The organism is Pseudoalteromonas sp. Ld19, from assembly GCF_045064135.1.
GTDB lineage: Bacteria > Pseudomonadota > Gammaproteobacteria > Enterobacterales > Alteromonadaceae > Pseudoalteromonas > Pseudoalteromonas aliena.
On record NZ_JBISHA010000008.1, the window covers coordinates 236704 to 251750 of the forward strand.

The following is a 15047-nucleotide window of genomic DNA, read 5'->3' on the forward strand; positions in this document are numbered from 1 at the left end:
CATTGACCCCCGCTCGAATCTCCTTATAATGCGCCCCCACTGAGACGGGAAAGGCTGAAGCATAGCGAGGCAGCAACGACTCAGAGAGTTAAATAAAACTTCGGTTTTAAATTGTTGAAAGAAAGTTTAAAGCTATTTAAAACAAAGTGTTGACTCGAAAAATAAAGGGTGTATTATTCGCATCCCTTGAGACGCTAAAGCGACTCAAAACGTTCTTTAACAATATAAAGCAATCATCTGTGTGGGCACTCGTACAGATTGAGTTCTAACAGCCAAGCTTAGTTCGCTAAGTAAGGCAAACAAATTAGAGTCTCAATTGAAAGCTGAGTGACCAACAGAAGTAACTTATTTATAAGTTGCTTCGGCACAGTCAATTCAATATCGAAAGATATTAAAATAAATTCAGAATTCATTGAGCTGTCGAAAGACATAAAACTTTTTAATTGAAGATAGGCACTACGACATCACAAGGCTTCAAATTAAAGAAACCCGTTACAGTAATGTAACGGGTTTTTTGCTATCTGGGATTTAATAAATAGCCAAGAACCCATGCTGAACTCAGTAGTGAAACAAAACACAGGCTTCAAATTGTAGAGAGCCCGAATCTAACGATTCGGGCTTTTTTACGTCTGCAGAAAAGTGAGGTTTGAATGATATACACTCGAACTGAAAAAGCTCGAAGACAAGCCTAGCCAATGATAGCGCATCATTGGCACTGTGGCTTTCGTACCAATTTCAAATTTAAAAAAACCGATACAGCAATGTGACAGGGTTTTTACTATACTCCGCTGCGGGCATCGCTTGATAAATTACATAAATTGTCATATTTATGTTCATCTCGCTTACTTTACTTGTTAATTAACGGTATGAATACTAAGATGAATTTATTATCTTAGTATTGCGATTAAGGCACTGGGCTGTTCTGAATGAATTATCAACTTTTTATAGATGACTCCACATCACTCATTGAATTCACACGTATTTATCTTGCTATCTTTTATACATTTGTAGCTGCTTTTTATACATACAGAATTATTTATAAAAACCGAACTACACCTTCTGGCGTCATTTTTCCAGGCAAACAATTTTGCTCTAGTTGGTGGAACCATATGGCATTTAAGTTTTTTAGAGCTGCTATTTGGTTAGTGTGTGTTGTTAGGCTATTTATTCCAGAGTTGGATGATTATTTACTATTATTTTCCCCTCTAAATGGTTGGCCTGGCGTTATGTTTGGTAATGTATTACTAAGCGCAGGTTTCGCATTAAGTATGTTCGTACATTTTGATATGGCATCACTTTGGCGCTCAGGAATTGATCCAAATGGACCAAAAGAGCTTAAAACGACGGGGCTTTATGAGTATTCTCGAAATCCAATGTACTTAGGTGTTGCTGCTGCACAAATTGGCTTTTTTTTAGCGCTCCCTTGCTTATTTAGTTTAGTTTGCTTGCTAGTAGGGTTAACCGCATTGTATAGGCAAATAATGGTAGAAGAAGCGCATTTAGAAAAATCGTTTACAGAGTCATATCAAAAGTATAAGCAGCTTGTTCCTCGCTGGCTATAGATCCCCATTTTATTAAAATAAGATTGTTTTAGGGGCTAAATGATAAAATTTTGCCTTGTTGTCACACGGTTTATTTCCTTCATCATAGACCAGTTTATTAAGGAATTGGTATGGCTAATTTGGTGTACTTTATTAACAATTAGTCTGCGTTTTATACGCTACTTTATAAAATAGTACAAATTAGCGGTTGAGGCGTAAATATTAGTTTATTACAATTATGTAAAATTTTTCTCCTTTAATAATGCAGAGTTGTTCTATAATATTAGTGAATAAAAGCAACCGCTTTATAAAATACAATAACACTGAAGAGATATAAATGAGTGATTTAACCGCAATAGCCAATTTATCAATATTATTAGTAGAGCCTTCAGATGTGCAGCAAAAGCTTATAATAAAATCACTAACTCAATGTGGTGTAAAACAAGTTGAAACAGCGGCGACACAACTTCAAGCTTTAACAATGCTTGAAAAGTACCAACCTGATTTAGTTATTAGCAGTATGTATTTTGCTGATGGCACTGCAGACACGTTATTACAGCAAATAAGATCTACCCCACGTACAGAACACCAAGCATTTATGTTGGTGTCGAGCGAGCGTAATAAAAAGTATCTTGAACAATTAAGGCAGTCGGGTGTACTCGCTATTTTACCTAAGCCATTTAGCGCCGAGGCTATTACACGCGCGCTAAAAGCCACTTTAGACATTATTACCGAAGAAGAAGTAGAGCTTGAGCACTTTGATATAACTTTATTGCGAGTACTGGTTGTTGACGACAGCCGTTTTGCACGTAAGCATATTATTCGTGTACTTGCTGGCATGGGGATCCCTGCACCAGTAGAAGCTGAAGATGGTAAACAAGCGATAGAGCACCTAAACTCACAATCATTTGACTTAATTGTTACCGATTATAATATGCCAGAAATGGATGGCAAAGAGCTGACCGAAACTGTAAGGGGTTCCAACACCTATTCGCACATTCCTATTTTAATGGTGAGCTCAGAAGCAAACGATACTCACCTAGCGAATATAGCGCAGGCAGGCGTTGATGCTATTTGCGATAAACCTTTCGAGCCTGCAACAGTAAGAGAGCTACTATTTAAAATAATGTCTTAAGCGTTTTTTAGTTAAATGTTGATGGGCTGATTTTAGCTAAGCGCATACCAAAAGGTATGTGCTTAGTGCCTGTATTAAGTCTTTCCTAACTTCAATATTGCTGTTTTTGATAAATTGGAATTACTGAGATAAAACAAAAGCTTATTTACTTAATTATTATGAGAGTTTGACCGATTCAACTTTATAACTGACCTAATCTATAAATAAGTAATGCGGTTTTTTTAATGTTTTTATCAAGGCTGGTTAAATCGGCTGTTTCGTTTTTAGTATGCGCGCCGCTGCCCATTAAACCTAAACCATCTAGTGCCATATCAACATGATTTGCGGCAAATGAAATATCTGCCGCGCCTGCATTACGTGGATTAGCTGCCACTACTTTGTTGTAACCTAAATCATGGCTTGCGTCGCTGTATAATTCTAATAGCTTTTTATTACCATCAGTTAATGCCATTGGCGGATAACCGTCTTCAAAAATAAGCTCTGCTTTACTGCCACTTAAGTTTTTAACCACAATTTGTAGCATGGCTCTTTTAGCATTTTCAACCTGCTTTGGTGAAAGTGCGCGTAAATCACCTGCTACATGCACGGTTTGTGCTATTACATTACTTTTACCAAACGCCGTTGCTGACGAGTTAGCACTGTCGTAATCGGCATTTGTACCGCCCACAATAAGCCCCGGGTTAAACGTTAAATTAGGTTGCGTGGCAAGTTGCTCTCTAAAGTCATTTAAAATGCGTGATGCTTCGTAAATAGCGCCATAACCAACGTTTTCGCTAAATATTTGCGAAGAATGCGCCGCATTTGCCGTTACGTTTAGCGTCCAACCAGTATAACCACGGCGCGCCGCCATAGCGGTTTTAATGTTGTTATCGCCATTTTCATAGCCAAGCGCTACATCAGCCCAAATTGCAGCATCAACAATAGCTTGTTTAGATAAGCTAAATGGGCGGCCGCTGCTTTCCTCATCGCCAGTCAGTAATACTTTTATGCTTACATTTTCGAGCAAATTAAGGGCTTGTAAGCTTTTAAGTGCAGTAATTATTATCGTGTTGCCGCCTTTCATATCAGCAACGCCTGGGCCACTTACGGTGTTTTCATCAAGCTGTTTGTAGGTAGTAAAGTTATCGTTTTTAGCAAATACCGTATCTAGATGGCCGATCATCAGTATTTTTATTGCATCGGGGTTTTTACTTTCATGGGTTGCTAATACATGACCTGCGCGGTTAAACGCACTGCCATCAAGCCATTCTACTTTAAAACCAATGGCTTTCAGCTGCTCGCTTGTCAGCGCGCCCACTTTTTTTACACCTTCAATATTAAGCGAACCGCTATTAATATTTACGGCTTGCTCTATTTCTTTAAGTGCTTGGGGAATGTTTTTATCGACCTGTTTTACTATTTCGCGCTCGTTTTTATCAAGCGCAGCATGACTTGTAAGCGGTAAGGTACTAGCAAGTGTGAGAATAAGTGCATGGCTAAATTTTAAAAATGACATAACAGCATAATAAATGAGAAATAAGAGTATTTAATATGAAGTAAAAATACAGAGGATTCAATAGAAGGTGATTATGATTTTTAACTAATAATCAAGCTGTACAACTAAACAATGATTTGCCTGATATTACTGATCTTCACCAGGGGGTATCCACATTTAGTAAAGGTAAGGCGAAGCTAACTATGTGTTTACAGGTGTTTATTTTATAGCTAGGATAAAGTCATTGTAATATAAGGACATTTGTCGGTTTGTAAAGCGACAAATGTCGTAGACTAAATTGTTAGCTTACTAAGGGAAATATGGAACATTTCGTAGAACTAGTTAAAGCATTAGCATGGCCTGTTGCAGTTATTTGGATTGCATACATATTTCGTGCTGAAGTACGTCAGTTATTGGGGCGGGTATCATCTTTTAAATACAAAAATGTTGAAGCAAGCTTTGAAAAAAGTCTAAGTGAAGCTGAAAATAGTGCTAAAAATATTGCCAAGCCTCAAGTAAATGAATCTGAAACTGACTTAAGTCAAAAAGAACAATTACTTCGTATTGCTGATGTTTCTCCAAGAGCAGCCGTCGTCGAAGCATGGACATTAATTGAAACTGCAGCACTGAAAAGCGGACTCTCGACTGGTACAGCAATTAAACGAACTAATCCTAAAATGATTTTGGATCACCTGTCAGCATCTGGTAAGTTTTCATCTGATAGTTTGGAATTAATTAATTAATCAATTGCGACAAATCAGAAATAAAGCAAGTCACTTACCTGATTTTGCTGTCACACAATCAGAAGCAGAGCGTTATTTAGACTTAGCAGTTAAAAGTGCAGCTGTTATTAGTTCAACCGTAATTTAACAACCATTTAAATAATTAGGATGACATCCGTCCTAATTATTGCTGAAACTGTCAATTAAACAAAATGATAAGCTTAACTTATAATCAATAAATAACGAGAAGAGCGATGCATCAATACGGGTAAGTCTTCGCCCGCTCAAATAAGTCACTCAAATACCTATAATCTCTTCCAAAACACAAATTAAACAGCACTAAATTCTCTTTTAATATTTCATGTGAAATTGAAGTAACTGATTGAACCAAAATAGGAACTCGGCTATGGTTTGTTTATCAATAAAGATAACTTTAAAACGAGCTAATCTACAGGCTCGTTAGATATATAAGGATGTTCAATGATAGATTTTGATAATAAAGGTTTTTTTAAGCTTAAACAGGATTCTGATTACGCAGATAAAGTAAAAGATTTACTTTTAGACGATGAGCAAATAATTGATTCATACAAGTCAATGCGTGATGGAGTGGTTTTTACAGATAAAAGAATCATCGCTGTTAATGTGCAAGGTATTACCGGAAGCAAAAAAGATTTTACATCTTTACCCTATAAAAATATTGTAGCCTATTCGGTTGAAACCTCGGGTACTTTTGACCTTGATTCTGAATTAGAGATATATTTTTCAGCTGTTGGTAAAGTTAAGTTTGAGTTTACTGGCAAGTCTTCAATGTTGGAAATTTCAAAAACCATATCTAATCATTTGTTGTAGACAATTTATAGCTAACAACACCTCTGGGGTGGGCAGTAAGTATTAAAGCTCACCTTCCACCGCAAATTCCATCAACGATGAACCCAGCCATTTTAAAAGTGTTTAGATAGGTATACTTATTATAAAGCGTATGCGTTTTTCAGCATTTAAATAGGATCCGTATCCACTGAAATGCCAACAAGCGTGTAGGTCATTAGAGTAACGAGTGGGCATTAATACCAAACTGCATAAATCTTTGATCAATTTAACGAATTAAATTGCACTATAACGTCGTTAAAAATTTTTCTTTTAGAACAACTAGATACAAAAATTTTTGCCTAGTTCTAGCGTCATTTTCTTAACGTTAAATAGACCCCATATATAAGCAGGTTGGTATAACCAAGTCTACTGGGCTTATAAACCTCGGCTGTGAATAAACCTTCCTGAATTGAACCAATTTAAACCCACAAAGATCAACGCAGCTCTGTATAAATAAACATAGCGAGGTTTGGCCCGCTATGTTTTTGTTCGCTTTAGTATTAGCCTTCTAGTTGAAAGTCGTACACTGAACCTAAATTAAGCAGCTGTGTAAGTTCATCAAGTGCTTGGTAGCTTTCGGTTAATAGGGCTGAGTCTGCAAAGTCACTCGCGCCTAATTTGTCGCGGTAGTTACGTTTTGCCCAGTCACACAGTTGTGTGTATTTAGTATCCGTTAAAATAACCTCTGGGTTTACTGCAGCAAGTTCTTGCTCGTTAAGGGCTACACGTAAACGCAAGCAAGCTGGGCCGCCGCCATTTTGCATACTTTGGCGTAAATCAAAAAACTGTACTTGGTTGACTGGGTTATCAGCCATAATCATTTCTTCAATGTAGGCATTAACAGCACTGTTGCGCTTACACTCTTGTGGTGCAACTAACAGCATTGAACCATCATCAAGGCTCACTAGTTGGCTATTAAATAAGTAACTACTTACCGCATCGTTAATACTCACTTTATCGCTTGGTACCTCAATAATGTAAAACTCTTTACTGCCTACATACGCGTCGCGAATGTCTTGTAGCGCCAGTGCTTGATTTAAAAATGCTTGTTGGTGGCACAGTAGTACATTGGCGTTACCGACTGCAATTACATCGTTGTGAAATACGCCTTGATCTATTACATCTGGGTTTTGCTGTAATAAAATTTGGCTAGAATCTTTTAAGTTATGTAAGCGACAAATTGCTTCTGAGGCTTCAAGCGTTTGCCTTGCAGGAAACTTAGCGGGTTTTGGTAATTGGCTGTTAAACGCGCTGGCACCAAATACAAACATTTCAAGGCCTTGCTCGCCATGGCTGTCACAAAAACGAGTATGGTTTGCTGCACCTTCGTCGCCAAAAAAGCCTTGGTCGGGTAAGTGAGTATGGTGCGCAAAGTATTTGTCGTTATTAAACATCGCTTTTAATAAGCGTGTAGTGGTTGCAGGCTCTAATGAACGATGAAACTTATTATTTAAATTAGCTGAAGTGAAATGTACTTTGCCGTCGGTTGTATCGGGAGATGGCGATACCGTAGCAGCATTGGCTGTCCACATTGCTGACGCTGAATAACACGCGCGTAATAAAATAGGATCAGCTTTAAACGCTTTATGAATTACTTGTGCATCATTACCGGTAAAGCCTAAGCGGCGCAGTACGTTTAAGTCGGGGCGTGCATGGGGTGCAAATACACCTTGGGTTAGGCCTTTGTCGTGCATGGCTTTCATTTTTTCAAGGCCTTGAAGCACTGCCTCTTGAGGATTTGAAAAGCTTGCTGCGTTATTTAACGAGGCAACATTACCATACGATAAACCAGCGTAGTTGTGGGTAGGACCAACTAAACCATCAAAATTAACTTCCAAAGCGTGCATACACGTTCCAACTAAAAATTTTCAATAGAGTGCCACAATACAACGCAATTGGGCTGCTTGCAAAGTTATAAACGCAGTGCTTTTATTAATTTTTGATGTTTGTAAATGTGAGCTTTTAGGAGGGGTGTTTTTATACTAGGTGGTTCATAATGCGCAAAAGCTTAGCCTAAAGTAGTTTATACATTTCAGTTTTACGCTAAGCCTTTACACAATACGCTATTATTTAACATAGGCGCGTTCTTTTTCAGCCGTGGTGTGAGTATTTGTCGGATCATTAACTTGCCAAACGCTAATGTCTAAACGCCATAAAAGGTAAAGGGTATGGTATAAGTTGAACATGGTTTTTTCCTTGGTATTTTTACTAGACACATTAGTTAATAGAAGAAGTATGCCAACATTAACTTGAATATTTTATGAATAAAAATCAGGTGGTTAGTATTTAAGTGAAAATATATACTCAAGAATTAGCACCAAAGAGGTGAAGTATTATTAAAAGATGCACCAGTGTGGTGTTTTTTAGCAAAAAGCCCTGCAACTATTTGCAAGGCTTTTTAAAAAATACAGTCACTTAATAAAGTAAATTAACGGCCTACTTTTTATATGCGCCAACAAAAGTAATTTTTTAATATCAGTCATTTTAATTAAGAGCTTAATCGGCTAAATCGCTTACGACTAAATCGAGTAATTGCATAAGTTGCTTCGCTTGTGCTGCATCAACACTATCAAATTTACACAAAATATTTTTAGGAATATTAGCCGCTTTTAACTTAAGTGATAGGCCATTTTGGGTAAGCTGTACGAACCGTTTGCGCTTATCGTGCTCATCTTTAATAACAGCCAGTAATGATTTGTCGCTCATTTTTTTGAGTATTTGGGTCATTGCACCGCCGTCTATCGCGGTTTTATCTATCAGCTCTGCAATTGTTATTTTGTCTTGTTCCCACAGCGCCATCATTACTACGTATTGTGGGTAAGTTAAATTCAGCTTGCTTAAAGGCTCACGATACGTGCGAGCAATGCTGTTAGATGCCATGTATAACCGATGGCATAACTGATTTTTTAACTTTAATTGCTCAAACGACATAGCTTTATCCTTTATTTTAATATCGTTATTTTAATTTGCACGCAAAGTATTTGCAATCTCTAATTACTTGTTCTATTATTTTGCATGCAAACTAAATTAATTACTAAACTTTGGAGTTCATTATGAATGTATTACAAAATGTAGCTTACACAGCAAAAGCTACTGCAACTGGCGGCCGCGAAGGTGTAGCTAAATCTGATGATGGTCGTTTAGATGTAAAACTATCAACACCTAAAGGTTTAGGCGGAGACGACGGACAAGGCACAAACCCAGAGCAATTATTTGCCGCAGGTTATGCTGCGTGTTTTATTGGCGCACTAAAATTTGTTGCAGGTAGCGAAAAAATAGATTTACCAAGCGACACGCATATTGACTCACAAGTGTCTATTGGCGCGATTGAAGGCGGTTTTGGTATTGCGGTAAAACTTGCTGTATCACTTGGTGATATGGATAAAGCTGCAGCGCAAGAGCTTGTAGATAAAGCGCACCAAGTATGCCCATATTCAAACGCAACACGTGGCAACATCGAAGTAGAGCTTTCAGTTATTTAATAACTAAATAAAGAAAAGTTATAAAAGCACATAGCGACAATCAGTCGTTGTGTGCTTTTTTGCGTTTTAAGGTAAAATTACTTTAACATACAAAAAATCATATATTCACTATTCCATATGTTCTGTTTTTGTTTTATTGTATGTGCACTAACACAGTGAGGACAGTATGGAACAATTCAACCCACTCCAATTTTATAAATGCCTAGCGGACGATACGCGTTTAAAAGCAATGCTCCTAATTAGCCGCGAGCGAGAGTTGTGCGTATGCGAACTGGTTGCTGCACTTGAGCTAAGCCAGCCTAAAGTGTCTCGCCATTTAGCGCAGTTAAGACAATGCGGATTATTGAGCGACCGCAAACAAAATCAATGGGTGTATTACAGCATTAATAAAGCCCTGCCAGAATGGGCTAAAACCGTGCTAACGCAAACGCTTACTGCTAACCCTTCATTTTATGAAAATGATTTAACGCGCTTAAACGCGATGGGTAATCGCCCTGAACGTATTACTAGCTGCTGTAACTAACTAATAAATTAACTTATTAAAGGTATTTAATTATGACTATTAAAGTAGGTATTAACGGTTTTGGCCGTATGGGGCGTTTAACACTGCGTGCAGCAGTTGATTGGCCAGAAATCGAGTTTATTAAAGTAAATGATGTAGCGGGTGATGCTAAAACCCACGCACATTTAATTGAGTTTGACTCAGTACACGGGCGCTTAGCACAACAGGTTTCTAGTGATGATAATAGCTTTAGTGTGGGCAAACACACGATTACAGTTACCAACAACAAAACCATAAACGAAACTGATTGGTCAGATTGCGATGTTGTTATAGAAGCCAGCGGTAAAATGAAAACCACTGAACTGTTAAATCAATATTTAGCGCAAGGTGTTAAGCGTGTTGTAGTAACCGCGCCTGTAAAAGAAGACGGTATTTTAAATGTAGTAATGGGTGTAAACGATGATCTTTATAACCCAAGTGAGCATAAAATTGTTACGGCTGCTTCTTGCACAACTAACTGCTTAGCGCCCATTGTAAAAGTGCTGCAAGAAAAAGTGGGCATTAAGCACGGCTCAATGACCACTATTCACGATATTACTAATACTCAAACGATTATTGATGCCCCTCATAAAGACTTACGCCGTGCGCGTTCGTGCGGTACAAGTTTAATACCTACTACAACCGGTAGTGCAACGGCTATTACGCATATTTTCCCCGAGCTTAAAGGTAAATTAAACGGCCATGCTGTGCGTGTACCTTTAACTAACGCGTCAATTACCGATTGTGTTTTTGAGCTAGAGCGAGGTGTTACACAAGACGAAGTAAACACGTGGTTTCAAGATGCTGCAAATAATGAGCTAAAAGACATTTTAGGCTACGAAGAAAAGCCGCTTGTATCTATAGATTACAAAACAGATCCACGTAGCTGCACCATAGATGCACTTTCTACTATGGTTATTAACAACACTCAGCTTAAATTATATGCTTGGTATGATAACGAGTGGGGTTATGCCAACCGTACTGCTGAGCTAATGCTTAAAGTTGCAAAAAGTGATTTAGTTTAATCTCATTTAATAAGGTTTAACGCTATGTTTGCGCAGTTGGCTAACTTACCGAGTTCTATAAAACAATATTTAATAATTACTGGTAACTATTGGGCATTTACTTTAACCGATGGTGCACTGCGCATGCTGGTGGTGCTGTATTTTCATCAGTTAGGTTATGGTGCATTTGCAATAGCCATGTTGTTTTTGTTTTATGAAATTTTTGGTGTGATCACTAATTTAGTCGGTGGTTGGCTTGGCGCGTATTTAGGGTTAAATAAAACCATGAATGTAGGGCTTGGGCTACAACTTGTCGCTTTAGCCATGTTGTGCGTTCCTGGAGATTGGTTAACGGTTGCCTATGTTATGGCAGCGCAAGCACTGAGTGGCATAGCTAAAGACTTAAATAAAATGAGCGCAAAGAGCGCCATTAAGTATTTAGTACCACAAGACGATGCAGGGCAAAGCCAATTATATAAATGGATTGCCATACTTACCGGCTCTAAAAATGCTTTAAAAGGGGTGGGCTTTTTTTTAGGCGGATTACTGCTTACTGTATTTGGCTTTGTAGGTGCGCTAGTAAGCTTAATCGCTTTACTCAGTGTTGCGTGGGTTATTAGTTTAATTTTTTTGAAAGGCGATATTGGCAAAGCTAAAAACAAACCTAAGTTTAAAGAGTTATTTTCTAAATCCCGTGCAATCAACTTACTTAGTGCTGCGCGCTTATGTTTGTTTGCGGCGCGCGATGTGTGGTTTGTCGTTGCATTACCGGTTTACTTAGCCGCTCAGTTTAACTGGGATCACTGGTGGGTAAGCGGCTTTATGGCTTTGTGGGTTATTGCTTATGGGCTGGTGCAATCGCAAGCTCCGCGCATAACTGGGCAAAGCGATTCAAATTCACACTCAGTCAAAAAAGCATATTGGTGGGTGGCTTTATTGAGTGGCGTAACTGGTATTTTAGCGTTGTTGATGCAATTTGATATCGCGATACATTTTACGCTTGTAATAGGCTTACTTATTTTTGGTGGTGTATTTGCCGTAAATTCATCACTGCACAGTTACTTAATAGTAAGTTTTGCTAAAAACGATGGGGTGTCGCTCGACGTTGGTTTTTACTATATGGCCAACGCAATAGGGCGTTTACTTGGTACGGTGCTTTCTGGTTGGGTATTCCAAATATATGGGTTGGTGGCATGTTTATGGGTAAGTGTGTGTTTACTCATAGCAGCAACCTTAATCACCTTTTTTCTTAATAAAATTAGGTTAAATTAGCGCAACGATCTTAAATGTAGTTTTAGTTTAGTAGTTTAGCTAATTTAGCTAGTATGATTTGGCAATTAGTCTAGACTGAAAGTAACTACGTAAAAGGAAGGTAAGTTTAATGCGGGAAATAGCGCTAGCAAAAAAGTTATTGTGGATCAGTGTGGGTGGAATACTACTCACTGTTATCGTTTTATCGACTATTTTGTGGTCTGAGCTTTCATCAAGCAATACTAAGTTGTCAATTGAAGCAGAGCAATTAATTGTCACAGAAGTCGATGAAAAGCTAACAGCAAAAGCCGCTTCATACGGCGAGAAAATTGCCGCTTTTATAAATGAGGTATACCGAGTTCCTTTTTCTTTAGCCTCTATTTTAGGTGAATCAGCAGAAAAAAACGCGTTGAGCCGTGACTCTGCCGTACTATTAAATAGATCGCTTATCACCGACAATGCTTTGTTGTCTTCTATCTATTCTCAATTTGAAAAAAATGGCTTTGACAACAATGACGCTAATTTTACTAACGGTTTTCCCCATTCAGTAAAAGACGTAGGGACGCTAGAAATTTATTTTACTCGCAGTAAACAAGGGGTAGTTAAGCAGCAAGTTGTAGATGATGCGAGTGAAAAATATATTACTAAACTTAATGAGTTTGGTTTACGTGAAGCAGAGTGGTATTTATGTGCTAAGGACAGTGAAAAGCCGTGCATCATGGAGCCTTATTTATACGAGATATCCCCCGGTTATTCTGAAATGATGACCTCTCTTACAGTGCCAATAATGAGGTCGGGCCAATTTATAGGATTAGCTGGTGCAGACATTACCTTACCTGTTTTTCAATCTTTAACCGAAAAGTTGTCAGAAGAATTATACAAGGGTAAAGCAAAAGTAACTTTATTAAGTAGCTTAAATTTAATCGTTGGTAGTAGTCATTATAAAGATAAGCTCGGGCGTCCTTTTAAAGAAGCAATTAATGACTCTGTAAACAAAAATTTTGAGAGCTTAGATGGCGAAGGAGGAGTCTATAAATCTGGGAATGAAATTTTAGTTTCGTATCCGATTAAAATAAAATTAGCCGATGTAAGTTGGACGTTACTAATTGAAGTGCCTGCAGATTTAGCATTAGCTGGACCGGTTACTTTAACTAATAACATGTCAGAAATGGCCAAGTATCTTGGTTTATTAATCTTAGTCTCAGGCTCAGTAATTGCTGTTATTGCTTTTATTGTCATGAAATTGGTTGTTAGTAGTGTGGTTGCCCCTTTAGAGCAGATCCAACAACGAGTTGATAATTTAGCAAGCTCAGAAGGGGATCTTACTCATACTTTAGAAGTTGATACGCATGCTGAGCTAATTGCCTTAGCTGCTGGTTTTAATCGTTTTTTATCTAAATTAAGAGAATTAATAATTCAGTTAAAAGCTGTTTCTGAACAAACAAAACATCAAGGCGAAATTGCATCGCATATCGCCATAGATACTAAGCAAAATGTTCAAGCACAATTTAAAGAGATTGAAAGCGTAGTAACGGCGATGAATGAAATGAGCGCTACGGCACTCGAAGTGGCTAGAGCATCTGAGCAATCGGCGCAACAAGCTGGCGAAATTAATGGCTTAGTAGTCAGTAGCGAATCGAGTTTATCTTCTGCGATGACGCAAGTTAAAACTATGTCAGAAGAGATAAAAGAAGCTAACCAAGCTGTTGAAAAAGTGGCATCGCGTAGTAAAGATATTACACAAATTTTAGATGTGATTCGTACTATTTCAGAGCAAACTAATTTGCTAGCGTTAAATGCTGCTATTGAAGCTGCACGCGCAGGTGAGCACGGTCGTGGTTTTGCTGTTGTAGCTGATGAAGTGAGAGCGCTTGCTTCGAAAACACGCTCATCCACTGATGACATAAGTAAATTAATTGATAGTTTACTTCATGAAGTTGGGAATGCTTCAACGGTTATCGAAAAGGGTGTGGTGCGTGCACAAAGTGCAGTAGAGGAAACATCTGTTGCATTTGATGCATTGCACAGTGTTGTGGTTAAAGTCGATGAAATAACAAACCAAATCACGCACATTGCTACCGCAGCGGAAGAGCAAAGCTTAGTGACAGAAGAGATCAACCGCAATTTAACGCTTATATCAGACGCCGCCTCGCAGTTATCTGACTTATCGGCGCAAGCTGGCGACAGCAGCGAAGTGCTCAATAAGTTGGTCACGCAGCAAGATTCAGAACTTAATAAGTTAAAAACGTAACGTTTGACTCGTGTTAGCATAAATATAAATAGCAGTGATTAAGTCACTGCCATTTTTTACGCAAATAATTGAGGTGTTAGTTTATAAACTCTTCATAATTTTGAACATTTGATTAATCATAGGTTGAGCTAGCGATTCAACACCTGGACGATTAAAGTAACCGCGTAGCCCTGTAAACTGAACCTCAAAAAATCGCGCATAATCTTGTGCAGATATATTATTACTCAGCTCATTATTTGCTATTGCTTGCTCAAAGAGAATTGAAAGATAGCTTTCAAATTTATCTGCTAAATCTAAACTAAGTTGATATAGGCGACAGTCTTTCTCGGCAAATTCGCAATTGGCCTTCACCAACATGCAAATTGTACTGGGTATATTTTCTTTTTTTGTGACTACATCCTCAACAAAAATGCGTAAACCATCAAGAATATTATCTGAAGTAGATAAACACTCGTTAATTTGGGTTTGCATTTGTACTGTGTAGTCTTTTAAAGATTCAATATAAAGTCCTTCCTTTGAACCAAAAGCAGCGTAAATACTGCCAGGGCGCATGTTAACGGCTTCTTGCAAATCGCGCGTTGAGGTTGCATGAAAACCTTTCTCCCAAAATAGCTGACTTGCAAGTCGGACAACGGTTTCACGCTCAAACTTTATTTTGTTAGCCATGTCATTTCTCAATTAATTTGAACACTTGCTCAATTTTAGCTTGAACAGTCGCTCAAAATCAAATAGTATGTGTTTCGAAGTTACTTAAACCTAATTATTTATTGGAGCTAAAC

13 protein-coding genes are annotated in these 15047 nt (G+C 38.1%); 9 read left to right on the forward strand and 4 right to left on the reverse strand.

Going from position 1 to position 15047, the window contains the following annotated elements; all coding sequences use genetic code 11:
• The first annotated feature begins 926 nt into the window (after positions 1 to 926).
• The gene (locus ACJJVZ_RS01030; RefSeq protein ID WP_405597370.1) at positions 927 to 1562 is read left to right on the forward strand and encodes a methyltransferase family protein; all 636 of its coding nucleotides are present in this window, start codon (positions 927 to 929) and stop codon (positions 1560 to 1562) included.
• Positions 1563 to 1878: 316 nt separating this feature from the next.
• Positions 1879 to 2676 (forward strand): response regulator, encoded by a 798-nt coding sequence (locus ACJJVZ_RS01035; protein ID WP_405597373.1) that lies wholly within the window; start codon positions 1879 to 1881, stop codon positions 2674 to 2676.
• 181 nt (positions 2677 to 2857) lie between these two features.
• Here ACJJVZ_RS01035 and ACJJVZ_RS01040 read toward each other — a convergent pair whose 3' ends face one another.
• The gene (locus tag ACJJVZ_RS01040) at positions 2858 to 4171 is read right to left on the reverse strand and encodes a M20/M25/M40 family metallo-hydrolase (protein ID WP_405597376.1); all 1314 of its coding nucleotides are present in this window, start codon (positions 4169 to 4171) and stop codon (positions 2858 to 2860) included.
• A 299-nt stretch (positions 4172 to 4470) separates the two neighbouring features.
• Here ACJJVZ_RS01040 and ACJJVZ_RS01045 point away from each other — a divergent pair, with 299 nt between their 5' ends.
• Positions 4471 to 4893: a hypothetical protein gene (locus ACJJVZ_RS01045; RefSeq protein ID WP_405597379.1), complete on the forward strand. Its 423-nt coding sequence runs from the start codon at positions 4471 to 4473 to the stop codon at positions 4891 to 4893.
• A gap of 459 nt (positions 4894 to 5352) precedes the next feature.
• On the forward strand, positions 5353 to 5721 hold the full coding sequence (locus ACJJVZ_RS01050) for a PH domain-containing protein (protein ID WP_077535528.1): 369 nt from the start codon (positions 5353 to 5355) through the stop codon (positions 5719 to 5721).
• 518 nt (positions 5722 to 6239) lie between these two features.
• On the opposite strand, the gene astB is transcribed toward ACJJVZ_RS01050, so the two are convergent.
• Together astB and ACJJVZ_RS01060 are read right to left on the reverse strand one after the other, a co-directional pair.
• Positions 6240 to 7586, reverse strand: coding sequence for an N-succinylarginine dihydrolase (gene astB, locus ACJJVZ_RS01055; protein ID WP_193156878.1), 1347 nt, complete (start codon positions 7584 to 7586; stop codon positions 6240 to 6242).
• A 649-nt stretch (positions 7587 to 8235) separates the two neighbouring features.
• Positions 8236 to 8670 carry a MarR family winged helix-turn-helix transcriptional regulator gene (locus ACJJVZ_RS01060; protein WP_405597383.1) on the reverse strand — a complete coding sequence of 145 codons (435 nt, stop codon included), beginning with the start codon at positions 8668 to 8670 and terminating at the stop codon, positions 8236 to 8238.
• Positions 8671 to 8792: 122 nt separating this feature from the next.
• Between ACJJVZ_RS01060 and ACJJVZ_RS01065 the strand changes: the two genes are divergently transcribed.
• The 5 genes from ACJJVZ_RS01065 (at position 8793) to ACJJVZ_RS01085 (ending at position 14268) form a co-directional block, all read left to right on the forward strand.
• On the forward strand, positions 8793 to 9221 hold the full coding sequence (locus tag ACJJVZ_RS01065; RefSeq protein ID WP_149593264.1) for an organic hydroperoxide resistance protein: 429 nt from the start codon (positions 8793 to 8795) through the stop codon (positions 9219 to 9221).
• A 166-nt stretch (positions 9222 to 9387) separates the two neighbouring features.
• The gene (locus ACJJVZ_RS01070; protein WP_138584776.1) at positions 9388 to 9744 is read left to right on the forward strand and encodes a metalloregulator ArsR/SmtB family transcription factor; all 357 of its coding nucleotides are present in this window, start codon (positions 9388 to 9390) and stop codon (positions 9742 to 9744) included.
• A gap of 32 nt (positions 9745 to 9776) precedes the next feature.
• A complete protein-coding gene (locus ACJJVZ_RS01075) occupies positions 9777 to 10787 on the forward strand; it encodes an ArsJ-associated glyceraldehyde-3-phosphate dehydrogenase (protein WP_405597386.1) in 1011 nt (336 codons plus the stop codon).
• 24 nt (positions 10788 to 10811) lie between these two features.
• A complete protein-coding gene (gene arsJ / locus ACJJVZ_RS01080; RefSeq protein ID WP_405597388.1) occupies positions 10812 to 12038 on the forward strand; it encodes an organoarsenical effux MFS transporter ArsJ in 1227 nt (408 codons plus the stop codon).
• Positions 12039 to 12147: 109 nt separating this feature from the next.
• Positions 12148 to 14268, forward strand: a complete 2121-nt coding sequence (locus ACJJVZ_RS01085; protein WP_405597390.1) for a methyl-accepting chemotaxis protein — start codon at positions 12148 to 12150, stop codon at positions 14266 to 14268.
• Positions 14269 to 14349: 81 nt separating this feature from the next.
• Here ACJJVZ_RS01085 and ACJJVZ_RS01090 read toward each other — a convergent pair whose 3' ends face one another.
• Positions 14350 to 14934 (reverse strand): TetR/AcrR family transcriptional regulator, encoded by a 585-nt coding sequence (locus ACJJVZ_RS01090; protein WP_405597393.1) that lies wholly within the window; start codon positions 14932 to 14934, stop codon positions 14350 to 14352.
• Positions 14935 to 15047 lie beyond the last annotated feature (113 nt).

Bases quoted from the DNA above. Each gene is read 5' to 3' on its own strand.
- ACJJVZ_RS01075 (WP_405597386.1), top strand. From the start codon at position 9,777: ATGACTATTAAAGTAGGTATTAACGGTTTTGGCCGTATGGGGCGTTTA.
- ACJJVZ_RS01050 (WP_077535528.1), top strand. From the start codon at position 5,353: ATGATAGATTTTGATAATAAAGGTTTTTTTAAGCTTAAACAGGATTCT.
- arsJ (WP_405597388.1), top strand. From the start codon at position 10,812: ATGTTTGCGCAGTTGGCTAACTTACCGAGTTCTATAAAACAATATTTA.
- ACJJVZ_RS01060 (WP_405597383.1), bottom strand. From the start codon at position 8,670: ATGTCGTTTGAGCAATTAAAGTTAAAAAATCAGTTATGCCATCGGTTA.
- ACJJVZ_RS01090 (WP_405597393.1), bottom strand. From the start codon at position 14,934: ATGGCTAACAAAATAAAGTTTGAGCGTGAAACCGTTGTCCGACTTGCA.
- ACJJVZ_RS01045 (WP_405597379.1), top strand. From the start codon at position 4,471: ATGGAACATTTCGTAGAACTAGTTAAAGCATTAGCATGGCCTGTTGCA.
- ACJJVZ_RS01065 (WP_149593264.1), top strand. From the start codon at position 8,793: ATGAATGTATTACAAAATGTAGCTTACACAGCAAAAGCTACTGCAACT.
- ACJJVZ_RS01085 (WP_405597390.1), top strand. From the start codon at position 12,148: ATGCGGGAAATAGCGCTAGCAAAAAAGTTATTGTGGATCAGTGTGGGT.
- ACJJVZ_RS01035 (WP_405597373.1), top strand. From the start codon at position 1,879: ATGAGTGATTTAACCGCAATAGCCAATTTATCAATATTATTAGTAGAG.
- ACJJVZ_RS01040 (WP_405597376.1), bottom strand. From the start codon at position 4,171: ATGTCATTTTTAAAATTTAGCCATGCACTTATTCTCACACTTGCTAGT.
- ACJJVZ_RS01070 (WP_138584776.1), top strand. From the start codon at position 9,388: ATGGAACAATTCAACCCACTCCAATTTTATAAATGCCTAGCGGACGAT.
- ACJJVZ_RS01030 (WP_405597370.1), top strand. From the start codon at position 927: ATGAATTATCAACTTTTTATAGATGACTCCACATCACTCATTGAATTC.
- astB (WP_193156878.1), bottom strand. From the start codon at position 7,586: ATGCACGCTTTGGAAGTTAATTTTGATGGTTTAGTTGGTCCTACCCAC.